At 55.6% G+C, this 18,521-nt stretch carries 16 protein-coding genes; 8 read left to right on the forward strand and 8 right to left on the reverse strand.

What is annotated here, in order from left to right; translation table 11 throughout:
• Positions 1–113: 113 nt before the first annotated feature.
• The gene (locus ACYVC2_RS24530) at positions 114–1,157 is read right to left on the reverse strand and encodes an SDR family NAD(P)-dependent oxidoreductase (protein ID WP_461106742.1); all 1,044 of its coding nucleotides are present in this window, start codon (positions 1,155–1,157) and stop codon (positions 114–116) included.
• Positions 1,158–1,177: 20 nt separating this feature from the next.
• The gene (locus tag ACYVC2_RS24535; protein WP_461106744.1) at positions 1,178–2,335 is read right to left on the reverse strand and encodes a zinc-dependent alcohol dehydrogenase; all 1,158 of its coding nucleotides are present in this window, start codon (positions 2,333–2,335) and stop codon (positions 1,178–1,180) included.
• A 355-nt stretch (positions 2,336–2,690) separates the two neighbouring features.
• On the opposite strand from ACYVC2_RS24535, the gene ACYVC2_RS24540 reads away from it, so the two are divergent.
• On the forward strand, positions 2,691–3,938 hold the full coding sequence (locus tag ACYVC2_RS24540; RefSeq protein WP_461106746.1) for a PQQ-dependent sugar dehydrogenase: 1,248 nt from the start codon (positions 2,691–2,693) through the stop codon (positions 3,936–3,938).
• Between the two features lie 62 nt (positions 3,939–4,000).
• Here ACYVC2_RS24540 and ACYVC2_RS24545 read toward each other — a convergent pair whose 3' ends face one another.
• Both ACYVC2_RS24545 and ACYVC2_RS24550 read right to left on the reverse strand, forming a co-directional pair.
• Positions 4,001–4,819: a ferritin-like domain-containing protein gene (locus ACYVC2_RS24545; protein ID WP_461106748.1), complete on the reverse strand. Its 819-nt coding sequence runs from the start codon at positions 4,817–4,819 to the stop codon at positions 4,001–4,003.
• Between the two features lie 12 nt (positions 4,820–4,831).
• Positions 4,832–5,587, reverse strand: coding sequence for a ferritin-like domain-containing protein (locus ACYVC2_RS24550; RefSeq protein ID WP_461106750.1), 756 nt, complete (start codon positions 5,585–5,587; stop codon positions 4,832–4,834).
• A gap of 397 nt (positions 5,588–5,984) precedes the next feature.
• Between ACYVC2_RS24550 and ACYVC2_RS24555 the strand changes: the two genes are divergently transcribed.
• The 5 genes from ACYVC2_RS24555 (at position 5,985) to ACYVC2_RS24575 (ending at position 9,665) form a co-directional block, all read left to right on the forward strand.
• Positions 5,985–6,755 carry an OBAP family protein gene (locus ACYVC2_RS24555; protein ID WP_461106752.1) on the forward strand — a complete coding sequence of 257 codons (771 nt, stop codon included), beginning with the start codon at positions 5,985–5,987 and terminating at the stop codon, positions 6,753–6,755.
• A 136-nt stretch (positions 6,756–6,891) separates the two neighbouring features.
• Positions 6,892–7,284, forward strand: a complete 393-nt coding sequence (locus ACYVC2_RS24560) for a RagB/SusD family nutrient uptake outer membrane protein (protein WP_461106754.1) — start codon at positions 6,892–6,894, stop codon at positions 7,282–7,284.
• A gap of 90 nt (positions 7,285–7,374) precedes the next feature.
• Positions 7,375–7,971 carry a hypothetical protein gene (locus ACYVC2_RS24565; RefSeq protein ID WP_461106756.1) on the forward strand — a complete coding sequence of 199 codons (597 nt, stop codon included), beginning with the start codon at positions 7,375–7,377 and terminating at the stop codon, positions 7,969–7,971.
• 96 nt (positions 7,972–8,067) lie between these two features.
• Positions 8,068–8,931 (forward strand): glycosyltransferase family 2 protein, encoded by an 864-nt coding sequence (locus tag ACYVC2_RS24570; RefSeq protein WP_461106758.1) that lies wholly within the window; start codon positions 8,068–8,070, stop codon positions 8,929–8,931.
• A gap of 125 nt (positions 8,932–9,056) precedes the next feature.
• Positions 9,057–9,665, forward strand: coding sequence for a hypothetical protein (locus ACYVC2_RS24575; protein WP_461106760.1), 609 nt, complete (start codon positions 9,057–9,059; stop codon positions 9,663–9,665).
• Between the two features lie 60 nt (positions 9,666–9,725).
• Here the strand turns inward: ACYVC2_RS24575 and treZ (ACYVC2_RS24580) are convergent, their stop codons facing one another.
• Positions 9,726–11,636 (reverse strand): malto-oligosyltrehalose trehalohydrolase, encoded by a 1,911-nt coding sequence (treZ, locus tag ACYVC2_RS24580; RefSeq protein WP_461106762.1) that lies wholly within the window; start codon positions 11,634–11,636, stop codon positions 9,726–9,728.
• Positions 11,637–11,661: 25 nt separating this feature from the next.
• On the reverse strand, positions 11,662–13,401 hold the full coding sequence (locus ACYVC2_RS24585; protein WP_461106764.1) for an alpha-amylase family protein: 1,740 nt from the start codon (positions 13,399–13,401) through the stop codon (positions 11,662–11,664).
• A 188-nt stretch (positions 13,402–13,589) separates the two neighbouring features.
• Between ACYVC2_RS24585 and ACYVC2_RS24590 the strand changes: the two genes are divergently transcribed.
• Positions 13,590–14,279: a DUF421 domain-containing protein gene (locus ACYVC2_RS24590; RefSeq protein ID WP_461106766.1), complete on the forward strand. Its 690-nt coding sequence runs from the start codon at positions 13,590–13,592 to the stop codon at positions 14,277–14,279.
• A gap of 7 nt (positions 14,280–14,286) precedes the next feature.
• Positions 14,287–14,979, forward strand: coding sequence for a DUF421 domain-containing protein (locus ACYVC2_RS24595; protein WP_461106768.1), 693 nt, complete (start codon positions 14,287–14,289; stop codon positions 14,977–14,979).
• 4 nt (positions 14,980–14,983) lie between these two features.
• On the opposite strand, the gene treZ (ACYVC2_RS24600) is transcribed toward ACYVC2_RS24595, so the two are convergent.
• The gene (gene treZ / locus ACYVC2_RS24600) at positions 14,984–16,837 is read right to left on the reverse strand and encodes a malto-oligosyltrehalose trehalohydrolase (protein ID WP_461106770.1); all 1,854 of its coding nucleotides are present in this window, start codon (positions 16,835–16,837) and stop codon (positions 14,984–14,986) included.
• Between the two features lie 10 nt (positions 16,838–16,847).
• Positions 16,848–18,455, reverse strand: coding sequence for an alpha-amylase family glycosyl hydrolase (locus tag ACYVC2_RS24605; RefSeq protein ID WP_461106772.1), 1,608 nt, complete (start codon positions 18,453–18,455; stop codon positions 16,848–16,850).
• Positions 18,456–18,521: the final 66 nt, after the last annotated feature.

Below are 18,521 nucleotides of genomic sequence, written 5' to 3' on the forward strand. Positions count from 1 at the left end.
TCCCGAAATGGCTGGGTTTGCTTTAGGGAATTGATACCTTTTAAATAGCCCCGGCCTCTTTTCCAGTTCAGTTGACGGGAAAAGAGGCCGGGGCTATTTAAATGCAACTGGTATTAGCCAATGGCTTCTTCTACGGCATCTTTGGCTTTGCCGTACGCTTCTTTGACCGACGTAGTGGCCGACGTCAGTGCACCTTTGGCCGCCCGTTTTCCAGCTCCCACTTTATAACGGTATTTGGCTTTGTCGTACGGGCTGACCAGCGAGTAGCTTTTCTGCCGCGACATCAGCCAGAGGCCGCCCAGTACGCCTAGTCCGATGACCAGCCCCAGCGTCTGCATTTTTTTCTGCTGGTCGGCCTGCTCTTTGGGTTCCATGTCGCTGCGGGTGCTGGCGGCCAGCAGTGGATCGGGCAATAGATGGCCCATTGCTACCCGGGCTTTGTTCATCCACCCAGCCACGACATGATCATCACCGCTCATCAGGGCTTCGTAACCTGCCTTCGCTACGTCGGCCGGGCTGGCCGTTTTTTGCGGGTCAGCGCCTTTGATGTCCTGGGCACCGGCGGTTTTGAAGAAATTGGTGTTGGTGGCTCCCGGCATCAGGACCGTAACCGTTACGTTAGTGCCCTTCAGCTCATTCCGGATCGCTTCGGAGAACGATTTGATAAACGCTTTGGTCGCTCCGTACACCGCCATCATAGGATTGGGTACGACCGACACTTCCGAGCCCAGCATCAGGATTTTTCCGTCTTTGCGGGCAACCATGTCTTTCACGAAGAGCTTGGTCAGGTGCATCAGGGCTACGGCGTTGACCTGCACCACGTTTAGTTCGGTCTGCAGATCGGTTTCGCTGGCAAACAGGCCGTACTCGCCAAACCCTGCATCATTGACCAGCACATCGACCTGAATGCCTTTGCCCTGGGTTTCCGAATAGATTTCTTCGGGCGCTTTCGGGTCCGACAGGTCTTTGATCAGGACCGTAGTCTGGGTGCCGTACTGATTGTAAAAGTTAGACGCCAGTTGTTGCAGCGACTCTTCGTTACGGCCCACCAGCACCAGTTGATAGCCATCTTTGGCGAACAGGCGGGTCAGCTCGCGGCCAATACCGCTGGAAGCCCCGGTAATGAGGGCGGTCTTTCCTTGATTGTTTGGTTCCATCGTTGAGTTGTTTAAAATGGTCAGGGCTTCAGAATCACTTTCGTGCAGTCATCTTCTTTCTTTTTGAAGATGTCGTAGGCACGGGAAATCTCCGTCAGCGGTAAGACGTGCGAGACGATGTCATCCAGGACGACCTTATCCTGTACGACCAGATCCAGCAGATGGTCGATGTTCTTGTGCACATACGACTGGCCGTGGCGTAAGGTGATCCCCTTGTCGAAAATTCGCCCTAACGAGTAGTTATCGAAGGGGGTGCCATACACCCCGACGACGGAGACGATGCCGCCCCGGCGAACCGCCCGGAAGCACTGCTCCAGCACACTGATGGTGCCTTTTTCGGCGTTGATCAGGGCTTTGGCTTTGTCGAGTACCGAGCGATCGGCTTCCATGCCCACGGCATCTACGCACAGGTCGGCCCCGCGCCCTTCGGTCATGCTGCGGATGACTTCGACCACATCGACTTCGTTGGGGTTTAGCGTCTCGACTTTATTTACCCGTCTGGCCCGCTCCAGCCGGTACGGTACCGGATCGATCGCGATGACGCGCCCGGCCCCCTGAATCCAGGCCGATTTCTGTGCCATCAGGCCCACGGGACCCGAACCAAAAATGGCCACGGTTTCTCCGCCTTTCAGTTCGCCCCATTCGATGGAACTCCAGCCCGTCGGGAAGATATCGGACAGAAACAGGACCTGCTCATCTTTGAGGCTTTCCGGTACGTGACGCAGGCCGTAGTCGGCGTAAGGCACCCGGACGTACTCGGCCTGCCCACCGTTGTAGCCCCCGTACAGATCCGAATAGCCGAATAAGCCACCGCCTTTTTCTGTCAGTAGCCCACCATCGGGACCATAGAATTCCGGATTCGAGTTTTCGCAGTGCATCTCCTGGTGATGCTGGCAGAAAAAGCATTTGCCGCAGGCGATGGTAAACGGCACCACCACCCGGTCGCCTTTCTTGAAATTGGTAACTTCAGACCCCACCTCTTCTACGATACCCATAAACTCGTGGCCCAGCACCTCGTTGCGAAGCTGAGGGAGAAAGCCGTCGTAAATGTGAAGGTCGGACCCGCAGATGGCGGTGGAAGTAATCCGCAGCACAACGTCCCGTGACTGCTCAATTTTGGGGTCATCCATGGTTTCGTACCGGATGTCGCCCACTTTGTGGAACACAGCTGCTTTCATAAATCAATTGAGACTTGAAGTTGAGTAAATCAAAACATTTAAGAATAAACCTGTTAAAACTGCTTTGGATTAGCCAATTCTGATGAAGAAGAGACAGAATTCGTATTAGTTAGCCAATGGCCCACTCGTTAGTAAGTAGGATTCACTACACTATTTATTTGTTAAACACCTGATTTTGAGGATTATGGAAGATAGCTGGTTGCCTGGCTGACGACTTTCGGCGGGCCACTTGCTCATGAACATGAAAAAGTTAAGGAAGTTATCGGGAGTAGAGGGTTAGCTGTTTAATCCCTTTTTAATGGCTCTTCCAAGTGGTAAGCCGCCGTCCTCAATTAGTTTACTCAACGCTCACAAAATGAAACATTCGTTCACAAAGCGAATTCCGCCAGCCGTCATGTCTGGCCTGGTTGCTACTGCACTGCTGGTTGGTTGCAGCAAAGATGAGGTGTACGACGCTAAAATCCCCGAAACCAATAAAGAGCCGACCTCGGCCCAGGTAGAAGGAAACGTGTTCGAACCGGCGCTGGTAGAAGCCACCGATCAGCGGATAGCGCAGCTTAAGCTACCGGCTGGCTTCAGCGTTGCCAAGTTTGCCGATCAGATGGGTAAACCCCGAATGCTGGCGGTCGGTAGCTCCGGAAATGTGTACGTGACAAGCCGCGACGCGGGTACAGTAACGCTCCTGCGCGACACCAACGGCGATGGAAAAGCCGATCAGAAACAGGTCGTCGCCACGATCAAAGACGTGCATGGGATTACCATTTACACCAATAAACTGTATCTGGTGGCGATTCATGAAGTCTATCGGGCCGATATCAACGCCGACGGTACGCTCGGCACCCCGCAGACGCTCATCACGAATCTGCCCGACGCCGGTCAGCACCCGAACCGGACCATCGCCTTTGGCCCCGATGGTTACATGTACATCACCGTTGGGAGCACCTGCAATGCCTGCGCCGACACCAATCCCGAAAACGCGACGATCCTGCGGGCCAATCCCGACGGGTCCGGGCGGGTTATTTATGCCAAAGGCCTGCGCAACACCATTGGGTTTGGCTGGCATCCGCAGTCCCAGGAACTTTACGGTTTCGACCACGGTATCGACTGGCTGGGCGACGAACAGCAGAAAGAAGAGCTGAACCTGATCAAGCAGGGCGCGTTTTATGGCTGGCCGTACATTTACGGCGACGGCAACTACAATCCGCATCCCCGTCCGATGGGCGACACGACCTACGCGCAGATCCTGGCCAAAACGACCCTGCCCAGCTTATCGTACGATGCCCACGCGGCTCCGCTCGGCATGATCTTTTATACGGGCAGTAACGGAGGAACCAGTAACTTCCCGGCTGAGTACCAGAACGATGCCTTTGCTACCATGCGCGGCTCCTGGAACCGCACCCAGCCATCGGGGTATAAGGTCGTGCGGGTGCATTTCGAAAATGGTAAGCCCACACGCATCGACGATTTTGTGACCGGGTTTCTGGTAAACAATAACCAGGGCCAGTTTGGCCGACCCGTGGGTATCGCCACCCTACCGGACGGATCACTGCTCTTTTCGGAAGACAACAACGGGGTGATTTACCGGGTGAGTTACAAGCAATAACAGGCTTGACAACAAAAAAGGGTGGGCTCGTCAGAACCCATCCTTTTTTATTTAGTATTAAGTTACGACTTATTTGCAACGATGAACGGACCGGCAATGGCCGTCACCTGCTCTTTAGTCAGCGGTTCGTCGTAGGCTTCGCGGACAACCCGTTCGGCAGTCTGCCCCACATTACCATCGTTCTGTTTCAGGAAGGGAGAAACCAGCGGGGGGAGGTCAATAGGAGCCTGCCACACCTTCATTTCGTTTTCGCCAGCATACACGGCTGCCGGAGCGCCACCGGTTTCCTGCTCCGATGTCCATACGCGCAGTCCCCGGATCAGGCGGACTTCAGCCGCGTGCCGGGCTTCTACCGAGTGAATTTTCAGGGCCGACAGCAGCACGTCGCGGTTGCCGATAAGCCGGGGAGCCTGCCCTTTGTACGCGCGGACGCCCAGATCCTCGAACGATTGCGAAAGCACCAGAAACGTCTGGTAATCGGAGAAGACGGTTGGGAATTTACCGCCCGCCGTAAAGTCAAACGCAGGTTTCGCAATAGCGCTGCCCCCCAGGGCCGATTTCAGAAATTCGACGTGTTCTTTTTCGTGCTCCCCGATTTTCTTGAAAACCTCCATATCGCTGGCCGGAATCAGGCCGGGCTGATCGACGGCTTTGGCATAAAATTCCGCTTCCAGATACTCCAGCAGCAGCGCGAAGTTCAGCACATCGACCACGGCGCTGTCAGCCGCAAATGCTTTGTTGAGTGTGGTGGCTAGCAGACCCGTCGTGGCGGTAGCCGTCAGGGCTGTTCGTTTGAGAAGCTTGCGTCGCGAAAACATGAATTTATCGAAGTTCTCCGCATCGCGTTGTTCAAGATCAGATAAAATTGAAAACAAGTTCATATAAAATCGCGGTTAATAGGTTGGGAGATTAGCTACACTCAATTTCTGTTTGATGTGACTTTGTGCCTTGGCCACAACTTCGGGAGGTGTCAGCGACCAGTCCCGACCTGTCATATCGATTAGTTCGTGAGCGAGTGTAAACTGCTTTTTAGGTACGATCATATGGCGGGCCAGCGTAGCGTGGCGAGCTTCGATGGATACCATTTTCCCAGCTACTTTCAGTACTTCTACATCATGAATGAGCGGCCCTGTGCCGTTGAAAGCAGCCACCCCAACGTTTTCGAACTGCTGAGCCGCATCGAAGATGGAGAAGCGGTTGCTGAAGTCGATGGTGCTGAAGTCGAAGTCCAGCATCGGAATGGCAAACCCACCCAGAAACGCCTTGAAGAATTCGCGGTGCGCTACTTCGTGGTCATGCAGTTCGGCCAGCACTTTGCGGTCTTCGGCGCTCAGGCCCGATCCTTTTTCCAGGGCGGTGGCATAAAAGGCGGTTTCCAACTGATCGAGCGCGTACGCCAGGTTCGAAATGCCGATATCGCCCTCACCTACATCGATGGCTCCATCCGGGGTGATACCGTACCCCAGTCGGCCAGCGCCCTGACCCGCTTTCGGATCGACGAGCGACTCCCGGGTACAGGAAGCCAAAAACGCAGCGGTTGCTGCCGATACTAACCCTGCCTGCCGGAGAAACATGCGCCGTTCGACGGACGGAATGGCCGGGATACTGGGAGTGGTTTTGTTGATTGGTAACTGTTCACTTTTTTTCATTTGAGAAGATGATTTGTTGAGTAAAACATGACTTCCGAGGGTGAAAACCAGCAGAAATTATTTGTGTACTTATGATAGGTCTGTATTTATTAAAATGTGAGCATACGGTCCATACGCTAAAAAAAGTCATAATTTTTTCAAATCATGAAGGACCAGAAGCGTCAGATAACGCACTGACAGTAAAATGATTAAAAATATATATGTGCTTTAATGATGATTTTGTAAGCCGCAAAAGCGCTGCTGAGATCGGTATCCCGACGGTATGGCCCCGGCCGTTGGCACACCAGAAATAGTCGTTAGACTAGTTTGCCCGCTGCTACCCCATAACCTCACTTACTGTCCCGTGTCGGCCTGTGGGACCGGTCATGCAGTTATGCTTTCAAAGACGACATGACCCATGAGAAACTTTACACTTCAGGCAAACCTGCTCCTGGTTTCGTTCCTGCTGCTGGGATGTGGGGGAAATAACACCTCATCCAACGTTCAGTCGCCCGGTGCCGGGAAAGACACCAAAACAAAAGTGCTCGAAGCGGGCGCCGACCTGCTTCAGAACAAGACGCCCCTCAATCAGCTGAACATGTACCTGGATGGGTTCCATTTCTACAATGGCGACCCCAATGCGCAGATGGAAGCCCACCATTATTGCTCGGCCATCAACGACGACCTGACCCAGTGTGTGATTTACGATGGCAACACCGACAAAGCCAAAATCATGGGCATCGAATACATTGTCTCCGAAAAGCTCTTCAAAACCCTGCCTGACGAGGAGCGAAAGCTCTGGCACAGTCACGTCTATGAAGTGAAATCGGGGGAGTTGATTGCGCCGGGCATACCGCAACTGGCCGAGCATGAGCTGATGGAAAAACTGGTGTCGACCTACGGCAAAACCTTCCATACCTGGCATACCGATCAGGACCTGACCCTGCCGCTGGGTCACCCGCTGATTATGATGGGATTCACCAAAGACGGCCTGATCCACCCGCCGATGGTGGCTGACCGCGACCGGCGCTTTGGGGTGTCCACTGCCGAAAACCGGAAGAACCGCGCCGACATCCCGACGCCGACGATCCAACCGGGAGCGAACGCCTGGCAGCAGGGCGAAATCCGGCAGCTCACGGTAGACAAGTCGGCTCACCCCAGCCATGCGCATTCCTCGCCCACGCATTAGCTTAAAAATTGTTCTTCAGCACTTTATCCGGCGAAGCTGGCGCCTGGTCGGGATCGACCCATACTTCGATGATGGCCCGTTTGTGTATACGTAGCGTAGTGGTCCCAACGCCTTCAATAGCCCGGATAGTTACTACGTGCTGCGGCTGGCCGACGATCTGCTGATGTACGCCGAAGCCGTCAATGAGCAGAGCGGCCCGAATCAGGATGCGCTCAACCGACTGAACGCGGTTCGGACGCGGGCGGGCCTGTCGGCGCTGACCCTGGCGGATGTGCCTTCGCAGCAGGCGCTCGGTACCGAAATCGACTGGCAACGCCGACTGGAGCTGGCGTTCGAAGGTGAACGCTGGTTCGACCTGCTCCGGTACGCTCGTCAGGAAATCGGTAATACGAGCGTCGACCATCCCGTTACCGCCCTGGATATCATTCAGCAGATGCGGGGCACACGCGACGTCAACTACCTGCTGTTCCCGTTTCCGCAGACAGAAATCAACAACAACGCTCTGCTTCAGCAGAATCCAGGCTATTGAGCCGTTGCCAAAGGGCGGTCCCGTTTCCTTACAATTGATAAGCCTTTAGGCGAAGGGTAGTTTAGTCAGTAAACACGTGAACTCAACGATATGGAACAGGTAAATCCGACAAAACACTGGTGGTTAACGATGGCTCAGGGATCGATGTACGCCGGCATCGGCATAAGCCTGTTGCTCGCCGACGGTTCATTGACGCAGGTGTCTGCCCAGATTCTGGGGGGATTATTTATCCTGGCGGGCCTTTTCGGGGGTGCTTATACGCTGTTAGCCCTGCGGGCCGACCGAAGTTACTTCATGGAGTTGGTACGCAGCGTATTCGATGTGGGCTTCGGACTGGCGTTTCTGCTCTACGCTACGAAAGAGACCTCCCTGATACCGGAAATTTTCGGATTCTGGGCGGTGATGTACGCGAGTATTCACGCCGTGCAGGCCATGTACACCTCCATGCTGTCGGGCGTAAAGCCGCCCCGGACCCTGCGGGGAAATGTGCTGCATGGACTCAACGTGCTGGCGACGATCGCGCTGGCTTACAGCTTATTGTCACCCCCGTCTGAACGGATACCGACGGAACTGGCGGGCGGGTTGATGATCCTGCTGGCGGCCATACTGATGCTGCTGGCCATTCAGCAGCGGCAAACCTTACTGACCCGACCCGACCGATCGCATCCGACGCCGGTTCGGTCCTGATGGGTCGGCGTCATTTACGCCTGAATAAAAAGTCCCTTTGTCTGGCTAACCACCCGGCAAAGGGATTGCGTTTGACTTTAACCCCTTGATAATCCTATGCATGATGAGGTGACCATTGTGGTGATTACCCGCAACCGGATCGACACATTATTATGGACCCTGGGTAAGCTGACGACACTGCCCCAGCAACCACCCATTATCGTCGTGGACAATGCCTCCACCGATGGAACTCCCGAACGGGTCAGAGCCGCTTTTCCGGCGGTGAAGGTGCTGCCGCTTGAGCAGAACCGGTGGTGTGCGGCCCGAAATTACGGTGTCCGGATGGCGCAGACCCCCCTTGTTTCTTTCTGCGACGATGATTCGTTCTGGGAGCCAGACGCCCTGAGTCGGGCGGTCCTGTATTTCCGCCAGTATCCGCACCTGGGCGTACTGGCGGGTAAAATTCTCATCGGCGATTCGGAAGAAGTAGATTCGGTCTGCTGGGCCATGCGCGACAGTCCGCTGGCCGATCCGCGACCATTACCCGGACCCGCCGTGCTGGGTTTCGTGTGCTGCGCCGTGGTGGTCCGGCGGGAAGCGTATCTGAGCATCGGCGGGTTCGACCGACGATTTGCCGTGGCGGGCGAAGAACGGCTGTTCTCCGTCGATATGCGGACCAAAGGCTGGAGCCTGGCCTATGCCGAAGATATGGTGGCGCATCACTATCCGTCGCCTATCCGGAATCTGGCCCTGCGCACCCGCCACATCACCCGCGATACGCTCTGGTACTACTGGCTGCGTCGCCCGGCCTACTACGCGATGCGTCACACCTGGCTGATGCTGAAGCAGATCGGCCGGGATCGAAACATCCGGACGGGGTTCTGGGAAGCTATCAAGGCCATGCCCCGGCTGTTGCCGGATCGACAGGTAGTTCCTCCGCTTATTGAGCGGGAAATTCTTAAAATTGAAAGTTATTACTAATGTATTTTCGGTAATCTACTTAGCTAAAAAAAACAGGTTATCGAAATACGTTAGGTCATTTTTTGTCATGCTGACTAAATAGTCGGCACAGCATATTCTAAACTATTTACTTCAGTACTTACCGTATGAAAGATCAGGAAATAACCAACCGAATCGAGCACGAAGCGAAAGCAGCCCAGGGGCTGACGCATAAAGACATGACCTACGTCAGTGAGCAGTCGTTTCCGGACGACGCAACCGCCCGGGAAGCGTTTGAGCGCTCAGTCGAAAAACTGATGAACGTCAACGGCTGGTCCGGACTATCCAGCTTCACTGCCGATTTTCAACTGTTCGATTCGGCTGGTCAGCCTAAAACTGGTGCGCAGCCACAGGTGGGTGATTCAATCCGGATCGAATTGCCTGGACCACTACCCAAAAACTGGGTCCGGATCACGGATCTAATCCGGGACGAAAACCGGGCCGAATTCACGGTCCATCCGAGTCAGGACCCCCGAGAACAGGGAACGGCGGAAGTGGAACATTTCTTCCATCCGCAGGCCAGCAGCACCTTTCGGGTGGAGCTCGTTGGGCAGATGGTGCGGGCTTCTGAGATCGGCCGGCAGGAGCGAATTAACAATCAGCAGCCCGAAGCCGGCGACCGGGCGATCATCAATACGGTCATTGCGGAAGGGGGCTGGCTGTTTTATCAGGAGTTTCAGTGGAAACGCCTGACGGACTATCTGGTTCATTTATAAACAAAACCGCGGCCGCTTCCGATACTCAGGCGCTGAGTATCGGAAGCGGCCGCGGTTTTGTCAGACAAGATAGACGGATTCCATGATTGGTTCCGGAAGGGTGTAAGCCAGGTTTTCGTGCCCGCAGCTATACAGAATAAACGATTCCGGGGGTAATGTCAGGGTACTTTCGCCCGCCACCGATTCCGGGGTTGAGTCAACCACCTGGTAACCATCCTCCCGCCAATAGGTCGAGTCCAGTAGTTTTCTCCAGTGAATCCCCTGCGCTGACAGGCCGATCGGCTGCGGTTCGGACGAGAAGTTCATCAGGCACAGCACGTGCTGATCGCCGTGCCAGCGGTGGATCATCAGGGTCTGCCGATCTTCATTTTCGGTTATGTCCATTTGCTGGCGATTCAGCGTCGATAAGGCTGGGAGCTGTTGCCGGAGGGCAATCAGTGTCTGGTAATAGCGCAGCAGGGTTCGGTGGGGCTCCTGGGTGAGTGAGTTCCAGTTAAGTTTCGCTTCCTGAAAGGTTTCTTTCTTCTCCGGATCAGGAACGTCATCATCGGAATCAGACGACGAAAACTCTTCCTTCCGGCCCTGACGAACCGCTTCGATGAGCTTCGGGTCGGAATGACTGACGAAATACAGAAAAGGAGCCGACTCGCCCCACTCTTCGCCCATGAACAGCAGGGGGATATACGGACTGACCAGTACCGCCCCGGCCATAACCTTCACAATAGTCGGGCTGAAAAGCTGGCTCGACCGTTCGCCGAGCATCCGGTTACCGATCTGGTCGTGGTTCTGGGAGAACACAATGAACTGATGCCCCGGATTGTTATCGGCTTTTCGGCCGAAGAACTTATGACGAACGGTCGAGAACTGTCCATCATATACGTAAGCATCCCGATACGCTTTGGCCAGGTGATTGATGCCCTCAAAGTCGGCATAGTAGCCCGTTTTTTCCTCGCCCACCGTCACCCGCAGCGCATGATGAAACTCATCCATCCACTGGGCGTCCATGCCATAACCGCCCTCGGCGATCGGGTTGATATACCGGGGGTCGTTCAGGTCGCATTCCACCAGCAGATAATGCTGCCGGTCGGTGGCCTGCATCAGCCGGTCGACATGTTCGCGTATCTCCTGCAAGATATGCACCGGACTACAATCCTTGATGGCGTGGACGGCATCGAGCCGCAGCGCGTCGATGTGAAAATCACGTAACCACATCAGCGCATTTTCGATGACGTGCCGTCGAACACCATCGCCCCAGGCATCGTCGAAATTGACCGCGTCGCCCCAGGGCGTACAGTATTTGCCGGTCAGGTAGGGGCCATAATCAGTGAGGCAGTTGCAGTCGGGACCAAAATGGTTGTAGACTACGTCCAGTACGACCGCAATGCCTTTTTGATGGCAGGCATTGACCAGACTTTGCAACGCCCTGGCTCCGCCGTAGGTATTCTGGGTAGCGTACATAAAGACCCCGTCGTAGCCCCAGTTGCGGGCGTTGGAAAACTGAGCGACCGGCATGATCTCGATGGCGTTGACGCCGAGGGCTTTGAGGTAGTCCAGTCTGTGTTCCAGAGCGGCAAAGGTTCCCTCGGGTGTAAACGTACCCACGTGCAGTTCGTAGATCAGGTACGATTCCAGCGCCGGGTTGGCCCAGTGCTGGTCCTCCCAGGGAAAAGCCGCCGTATCGACGGCCTGAGAAGGTCCCTGAATGCCCTCGGGCTGAGCGAGTGAGGCCGGGTCCTGGCATTCGTTTTTATCGTCCAGCACAAACACATACCGGCTGCCGGGTTTGAGCTGTGGGGTCGTCAGGTGCCAGTAGCCCAGTTCGTCTGCCTGGAGCGGAATGGTTTCAGACGTGTCAGTGAGTTTGAGCGCTACATGGTTTGGTTTGGGGGCCCAGACAAGTACGTCGGCCTGGCCGCTGCTGGAGAACGTTACCCCCAGCGACCGCTTTCCTTCGGTAATAGGTTGTATCATGAAACGTAAGGCAATAGCCAGCTGCCTACCGGTTCTGCCGATACCATTTGTATCCATAGCCCGCGAGTTGAACCGAAAGGGTTCCGGCCTGATCAACGGCGGTTAGGGTAGTATCCATCAGATTGATGAACCGGCTGCTGGTGTTCAGTTTAGTTTTTAACTGACACGACTGGGCGTCCGGACTAAAATTGCTGAGGATAATAAGGGAATGGCCTTGCCAGGTATATCGGATACCTACTACGTGCTGCGAACCGGTGTCGATAAGTTCCCAATCGCCCCAGCCGATCTCGGGGCACTGCTTGCGGAGGCTGGAAAAGCGCATAACCGTTTTCAGCAGCGACGACGAGTCGGCCTGTTGAGCCGCTACGTTCACCCGCTGGTAGGCATAGGGTCCCTGACTGATGATGGGACGTACGGGTTTGGCGGTGGCCGTAAATCCGCCATTGGGCGCGTCGGACCACTGCATGGGCGTTCGGACCGAAAGCCGCTCTTTTAAGTGCAGATCGTCGCCCATACCGATTTCTTCGCCGTAGCGAATGACAGGCATGCCGGGTAACGAAAACAACACGCTATAAGCCAGATCGACCAACCGGCGGTTGCCCAGCATGGGCGCCAGCCGTCGTCGGATACCCCGGTCGTAGAGCTGCATGGTCGTGTCGGGACCGAACCGGGCGTATACTTTGCCGCGCTCCGTATCGCTCAGCCGACCCAGGTCGATTTCGTCGTGGTTGCGTAGAAAATGCGCCCACTGGGCCGTGGGTGGAATTTTCTTTGTGTCGTTCAGGGCTTTGTGCAGCAGCTTGGTTTCGCCGGTGGCCAGGGCATAGAACAGGTGCTGATTGACGAAGAAGTTGAACATCGTCTGCATGTTCTCTCCGGATTTGCCGAAGTAGGGTTCCTGCTCCTTGGGGTCGACGTTGGCTTCGCCCAGCAGAATAGCGTCGCGCTTATGCCACTGGATGTACTGGTGCAACTGCGTGATGATGTCGAACTGATGCTGGGGCTTTTCAGGGTCGAAGTCCGCACTGGCTACTTCGATCAGAAACGGAACTGCATCGACGCGAAACCCGGCAACGCCTTTGTCGAGCCAGTACCGAACGATCTTGCGCATCTCGCGCTGCACGGCCGGGTTCTGCATGTTCAGGTCGGGCTGAGAATCATAAAAGCGGTGGTAGAAATATTCGCCGGCCTGCTGATCGAAGGTCCAGACGTCTTTCTGGACCCCCGGAAAAACCATGCCTTTGTCCCACTTTTTAGGTCGCTCTTTCGACCAGACATACCAGGAGCGGTAGGGCGAATCTTTGCGCTGGCGGGCCTGCTTAAACCACGGGTGCTGGTTGGAGGTGTGGTTCGTCACCAGGTCCATCATCACGCGGATGCCTTTCTGGCCCGCCTGCCGGATAAACGCGTCGAAATCCTGGCTCGTACCCAGGCGGGAATCGATACCGTAGAAATCGGCAATGTCATAGCCATCGTCCTGATTGGGCGTGGGCTGAAACGGAGCCAGCCAAATGGTCGATACGCCCAGTTGGTTGAGGTAGTCGAGCTGCTGAGCCAGCCCGTTGAAATCGCCCACACCATCGTTATTGGAGTCTTTAAACACCTCGACATCGACGCTGTAAACGAGCCCGTTTTTGTACCACAGCTCCTGGATGAAATCGGTTGGATTGGGCGTGGGTGGAGCGTCAGCGCGTTCGGCGTCGGAAGCCTCCTGCCGGCAGGCGGCAAACGTACTGATGCATAAAATAAGCCAAAGTTTTTTCATAACGGAGTAGGGGGCTGGTATCTGGAGACCTCTTTAACCAACCCGCTGATGACCGACTCTGTTGCCGTTAACGCTTTTTTTTTTGAGCTACTGGTCTGCCAATAAGACTTACTGGACATTCTGGATAAATAAATCAGGATTTTTTCGCTTGAACCAATCAATTCAACAACACCAAAAGTTAGGGCTTTATGGAAAAAGAGGAGATAAGATTAGGGGATTGGGAACGAATCCTATTGGGCGATGCGCCCGCCGAATTTCTGATTGAGGTGTTTATCCGGACGATCCTGATCTACCTGGCGCTGCTGATTGTCATGCGGTTGCTTGGCAAACGAATGAACGGCCAGCTCACCAATCTGGAGCTTTCCGTCATGCTGACCATGGGAGCCATCGTGTCGCCCGCCATGCAACTGCCCGACCGGGGCTTGCTGTCGGGGCTGCTGGCGCTGGTCTGTGCGCTGCTGTTTCTGCGGGGGCTAAATTTCTGGGGCTACCGAAGCGGTAAAGCCGAAACAATTATTCAGGGAACCGAAACGGCGGTCGTCAAGGATGGCATCCTTCAGCTGGAGGTCATGGCCAGTAACCGGCTTTCGCATCAGCAGGTTTACGCGGCTCTGCGGAGCGAAAACGTGTACAACCTGGGCAAGGTAAAGCGCCTGTACCTGGAAGCTTACGGTATGTTCAGCATTTACCAGGACGAGAAAGGGAAACCCGGCCTGTCGTTGCTGCCGCCGTCGGATGCAGAAATTCAGTCTATTCATCAGCACCCAACCGAAAAACACCTGGCCTGCATGAACTGCGGTAATACTACGGATGACCAGCCTGAGCCAGGGCCCTGCCCGGTTTGTCAGGCCAATCAATGGACGGAAGCCATACTTTAAGGCAACGATGAAAAAAGAAGATATTTTTATTTACGACTGGCTGCGGATTCTGGTCGGCGAGGTGCCAGGAATCTTTTACGTAGAAATTCTGATCCGGGCCGCGGCCGTTTATCTGCTGCTGGTGCTGGCCCTGCGGCTGATGGGTCGGCGGATGGCGTCTCAATTGAGCCGGAACGAAATGGCCGCCATGGTATCGATGGCGGCCGCTATCGGGGTGCCGATTCTGGATGCGCACCGGGGGCTGCTGCCCGCCTACATCATTGGGATCGTCGTGGTGTTCACCCAGCGGATAGTGGCCTACTGGGCCGCGAAAAATCAGCGGTTTGAAACCATTTCCCAGGGCGACCGCAGTACGCTGATCGAGAACTCGGTGATTCAACTGGACAGTCTGGAAACAACCCTGATTACGCACGAGCTGCTTTTTGCGCAGTTGCGCTCCAGCGGGCTCCTACACCTGGGGGAGGTCAAACGATTTTATATGGAAGCCAACGGCTCGTTTACGCTCATCAAAGAACAGGAACCCAAACCCGGACTCTCCGTACTGCCCGAGTGGGATACGGTGTTCATCGATCAGCAGCAGAAACCCGACGGGCAGTTTGTCTGTCACCGGTGTGGGCACCTACAGCCGGGAGCCAGCCCTACCACGGCCGATACCTGTACCGTATGCGAAAGCGTGGAATGGGTGCCGGCCATCCAGTAACCCCCTAAACGTCGTTCCTGAGCCGGCCGGTATAGAGCGTAACGCTGCAGGGCGGGAGCCTGAGCTGCTGGCCAGGCTCGGCCGTTGCGGGCAGGAGCTTCGCCTGCGGGCCTTTTTCGAGCCATTGTTTTTCCTTCGAATCGAGAAGTTTATCCCAGGATGCTACCCAGACGGGAAGCTCGTACGAAACTGGCTGGTCGGAGAGGTTAAAGAGCACGGTTAGATGCTGCTGCCCATCCCGCGTTTGCCGGTGCAGCACGAACCCCTGCTGACCCAGCACGGTGACGCGCACATCCGACTTGTACAGATTCCGCAGCGCCGGGTCCGACCGGCGGAGTCCGATCAGGGTCTGATGCCAGTCCAGCATAATTCGGTGGCGGCCTTCGGTACGCTGGTGCCACTGGATTTTACAGTCCGTAAAGGTGGCCACATCGAAGGGATCTGGCAGGGGCTCGGTACCTACGAAACTCGCGAAATCTTTCTTTCGCCCTTCCTTTACGGTTTTGATCAGTTCCGGATCGGTATGGCTGACGAAATAATAGAAGGGTGTTTCTTCGGCGTACTCTTCCCCCATAAACAGCAGCGGCACGTAGGGGGCCATCAACACGGCTGCTGCGGCTACTTTCTGTCGCTCAAAATCGACCAGCAACGCCAGTCGTTCTTTTCCCGTCAGATTGCCTATCTGATCGTGGTTGAGGTTAAACACCACAAACTGGTCTCCCGGCACCCCGACCGATGGGCGCCCGAACGTCCGCTTCCGGGCTCGGACATAATCGCCACTGAACACAAATCCGTCGGTATACGCTTTGGCCAGAGACTCCATGCGTCCGTGGTCGGGGTAGCGTACCAGGTCGGGCTTGTAAATCTGCACATGCAACGCGTGGTGGAAATCGTCGAGCCATTGAGCCTGAAAGCCAAAGCCGCCTTGCTCGGGCGATTGGGTGACTCTGGGTGTGTTGAGGTCCGATTCGGCAACCAGGTACAGCGAACGGCCCAGCTGTTTTTCCAACTGCCTGACTCTCTGGTGAAGAAGCTCCCAGAGCGAAACGGCCCCCCGGTCAAAGATTTCGTGGATGGCGTCGAGCCGCAACCCGTCGATGTGATACTGGTCGAACCAGAACAGGGCGTTGTTGGTAAAAAAATCGCGGACACCATCCGACCACTCCCGATCGTAATTGATTGCATTGCCCCAGGGCGTGTGGTATTTGTCGGTGAAATAAGGCCCATATTCCGGGAGGTAATTGCCTTCGGGCCCCTGGTGGTTGTAAACCAAATCCAGGAAAACGGCCATTTTGCGCGCGTGGCAGGCATCGACCAGGCGTTTCAGGGCCTCCGGTCCGCCGTAGGAGTGTTGAACCGAGTAAGCGTAAACCCCATCGTAGCCCCAGTTGCGTTCGCCCGGAAACTGGCAGATGGGCAGGAGCTGAATGGCGTTGATGCCGATCTTGGCCAGGTCTTCGAGCCGAGCCATAATGGCGTCGAAAGTGCCTTCGGGCGTGAACGTACCCACGTGAATCTGGTAGAAAACAAGATCTGAAAAAGGGAGTCCGCGCCAGGCCTGATCGCCCCAGGGATAGGCCGAATGATCGACCACTTCAGACGGCCCATGCACGTCTTCCGGCTGAAAATGAGAAGCCGGGTCAGGGCAGTCTTCCTTCGTGCCGGGCTTGAAATAGTAGCGCGTGCCGGGCGCTATGTCGTCCAGCGTGAGTTGAAAATACCCCTCTTCGCCGGGCTCCATAGCCAGTTCGCGTTCGCTGGGGTGCACAATGTGCAGGGTTACCGATTCTTTTTCGGGAGCCCAGACGGTAAAGGTACACTGCCCTCCACCGGTATAGTTTGCGCCAATCGTTTTCATGATAGCCTGATTAATCGAGTCGCACCAGTATGCCTTCGTCGCCACTTAAACTGATGGTGTCACCCACGCGGTTGCCTTCCCACTCGGGCGTCGTAGCCAGTTCGACGGTTCCGTGGAGGGAACTGTCTTTGGCTTTGAAATAACCAGGGCGATGGCTTAAGTTCAGCAGAATTAGAAAACGGGGGTGACCATCGAGTTGCCGGATGTAGGCAATGAGCTGATTGTCTGAGTAAACCGGCAGGTAATCGCCCACCATCAGGGCGGGTTCCTGTTGGCGCAGCCTGATCAGCCGCTTATAAAACGAAAGCATCGAGTACGGGTCTTCCTGCTGAAGCCAGACGTTTTCCCGGCCGTAGTCGCGGGCGAGCCGCAGCCAGGGGGTTCCTTCGGTAAAGCCCGCGTTCGGCTGGTTGCTCCACTGCATGGGGGTCCGGGCCGGGTCGCGGCTGAGGTTCTTGTCGGGCATATTCAGCCCCTGGGGGTCCTGTACCTCGTCGAAGGGAATCGGCACGTCGCGCATCCCGATTTCGTCGCCGTAATAGATGGTCGGTGTACCGCGCAGGGTCAGTAGCAGCAGAGCCGCCACCCGGGTCTGCTCTTTCCCGATACGGCTGCCGATGCGGGGCTGATCGTGATTGCCCAGTACCCAGTTCGGCCAGCCACCAACGGGCAACAGCCCTTCGTACTGGTCGATGGCTGCGGCAATGGAACGGGCTTCCCACGGCAGCAGCAGTAACTGGAAATTGAAGGGAAGATGCGCTCCTTTCCCGTCGATGCCGTAATAGGTGACCAATTGGTGAATGGGCAGGTAAATTTCGCCGATCATCAGCCGCTCCGGATAGCTGTCCAGCACCTGCCGCATTTGCATCACCAGCTCATGCACTTCCGGCTGATCGGTCGAATACACCGGTAGCAGCTGCTCATAGGTCGCCATGTGCGGCTGGTAATCCGGGTTGACCGGGTTGTCGCGCAGGTTTTTGTCTTTGACCATGTGCCACATCACATCCACCCGAAAGCCATCAACGCCCTTGTCCAGCCAGAAGCGCATAACGTCGAACATAGCCTGCTGTACCGCCGGATTGCGCCAGTTCAGGTCAGGCTGTTCTTTCAGAAACGCGTGGTAATAATATTGCCCGGTGGCCTCGTCCCATTCCCAGGCGGTTCCGCCGAAAACACTGAGCCAGTTGTTTGGGGCGTTTCCACCCGGCAGGCAATCGTGCCAGATGTACCAGTCCCGTTTCGGATTGTCGCGCGAGGAACGGGACTCCAGAAACCACGGGTGCTGATTGGAGGTATGGTTCGGGACCAGATCCAGAATCAGTTTCATACCCCGCTCGTGCACGGCCGATACCAGCGCATCGAAATCAGTCAGTGAGCCAAACAGCGGATGAATGCCCTGGTAGTCAGCGATGTCGTAGCCGAAATCGGCCATGGGGGAGGGGTAAATCGGTGAGAGCCAGACGGCCGTGATGCCAAGTTCAGCGAGGTAATCCAGTCGTTGCAATATCCCAGGCAAATCACCGATTCCGTCGCCATTGGTGTCCTGAAACGAGCGGGGATAAATCTGGTAGATAACTCCTTTTTGCCACCATAGGTAGTCTGTTCGGCTATCAGTCATCGATGTATTGCTTACAAGCAGGTATGGGAAAAATAAGCATGTGGGCAGACCAGCGGCCTGAAACGG

The organism is Spirosoma koreense, assembly GCF_054777875.1.